The 1,785-nt window shown below is 47.1% G+C and carries 2 protein-coding genes; both read left to right on the forward strand.

Annotated features, from left to right (window positions below; genetic code table 11):
* Positions 1-105: 105 nt before the first annotated feature.
* Positions 106-876: a (Fe-S)-binding protein gene (locus tag R7127_RS26005; protein WP_318148660.1), complete on the forward strand. Its 771-nt coding sequence runs from the start codon at positions 106-108 to the stop codon at positions 874-876.
* A gap of 41 nt (positions 877-917) precedes the next feature.
* Entirely contained in the window at positions 918-1,595 is a 678-nt protein-coding gene (locus R7127_RS26010; RefSeq protein ID WP_005495647.1) for a TVP38/TMEM64 family protein, read from the forward strand.
* Positions 1,596-1,785: the final 190 nt, after the last annotated feature.

Consider the following 1,785-nt stretch of genomic DNA (forward strand, 5'->3'; position numbering starts at 1 on the left):
AAACAATGGTGAATCACCAATGCCGGGTCATAAAGCGATCAATATGCACCAGAAACTGGGCTTCTCAAAAATCTTCACTATGGCAAAACGAGCGGTATCGACAAAATGAGTAATAAAGTATTTATGCCAGGATGCAGTTTGCCATCCTATTCACCAGAAGGCGTAGCGGCCATTGCGAGCTACCTAAAAGAAGTATTCCCAGAAATGGGCGCAGTACAGAAATGCTGTGGCAAACCTACCGCGGCTATCGGCCAAACAGAGAAATTCAAAGAACGCTACGGCCAGCTTCAAGCAGACTTCGACAAGCTAGATGCACAAGAAGTCATCGTGGCGTGCCAAAGCTGCTACGGCATGATCAAGAAGTCTGGCGGCACACAAAAGCCGGTTTCATTATGGAAACTGCTTCCAGAAATCGGTTTGCCAGAAGCGCTACGCGGCAAAGCAAAAAACAGTGACGTGGTGTTTACCATTCATGATTCTTGTTCGACTCGCTACGAGAAAGAACTGCAAGACGGCATTCGCTGGATCTTAAACGAGCTTGGCTACAAAACCTCTGAACCAGAACACACACGTGAAAACACGCGCTGTTGTGGTTTCGGCGGCATGGTTGTACCTGCAAACCCAGACGTGGCAACACGCGTAATCAAGCGCCGTGTTGAAGAGTTCGAGACAGACTACGTTGTGGTTTACTGCTCAGCTTGTCGTGCATCCATGATGGGTGTTGGTACGAAATCTTGGCACATTCTGGATCTGATGTTCGGCCCTGTGATCATGCAAGGCGATGAACCGCCAGTCAACGTACTCGCTAGCCCTGTGAAAGCTTGGTTCAACCGCTACAAATCAAAAGCGGGTCTGGTCAAGTGGATGTCTGTGTAGCTATATCTTTTTAATTATTAGGTTTAAGTGAAGTTGAACTTATGAAATTCGTAAAAATCGCTCTTATCGTCGCTGTTGTAGCTATTGCTCTGTTCGCGGCAAAACAAACTGGTATTCTTGAAATCATCACTGACATCAAGAGCCTACAAGATTGGATCGCAAGCTTTGGGGTATGGGGTTACGCCGTATTCGTAGCAGCATTCGTGTTTGCGTGTGTTTTCCTACTACCGGGCAGCGCGTTCACCATTGTGGCAGGTATCGTATTTGGTCCTATCAAAGGTGGCGTATTGGCGCTGTTTTCTGCAACGCTTGGCGCGGTGGCGGCATTCATCGTGGCGCGCTTCCTACTGCGTAATACCATCATGAAGAAGTTTGGCGACAACCCAATCTTCAAGAAAATCGATGACGGTGTAGCAGCAAACGGCACCAGCTTCTTGATTCTGACTCGTCTTGTGCCTGTATTCCCATTCAGCCTACAGAACTACGCTTACGGTCTAACCAGCCTAAACCTAGGCACTTACGCACTGGTTTCTCTACTAACAATGGCACCAGGCGCATTCATCTTCGCCTACATGGCGGGTGATATTGCGACAAACGGCGTGTCTGTGATGTTGCTAGTGAAGTTTGCGGTTGCGGGTCTTGTGCTGTTTGGTATGTCTCTGATTCCAAAATACATCGCGAAGAAAAAAGGCATCAACATGGAAGAATTAGCGAAGTAGTCCGGTCTATCCAACATTGATGCTAAAAGAGTGCAGCTATCGTGCTGCGCTCTACCCTTTACTTCATTGATAGTAATTCTCTGAATCAATTAATAAATCCTATTGGGATTCACATTGATAATACCGCGAGATAGATTACTATCCTTGTGAAGGACAGAGGCCATTCGCGAACAAACTCGGCGAAGCTTCA

It is taken from the genome of Vibrio sp. 1159 (genome assembly GCF_033340395.1).
GTDB classification, from domain to species: domain Bacteria; phylum Pseudomonadota; class Gammaproteobacteria; order Enterobacterales; family Vibrionaceae; genus Vibrio; species Vibrio alginolyticus.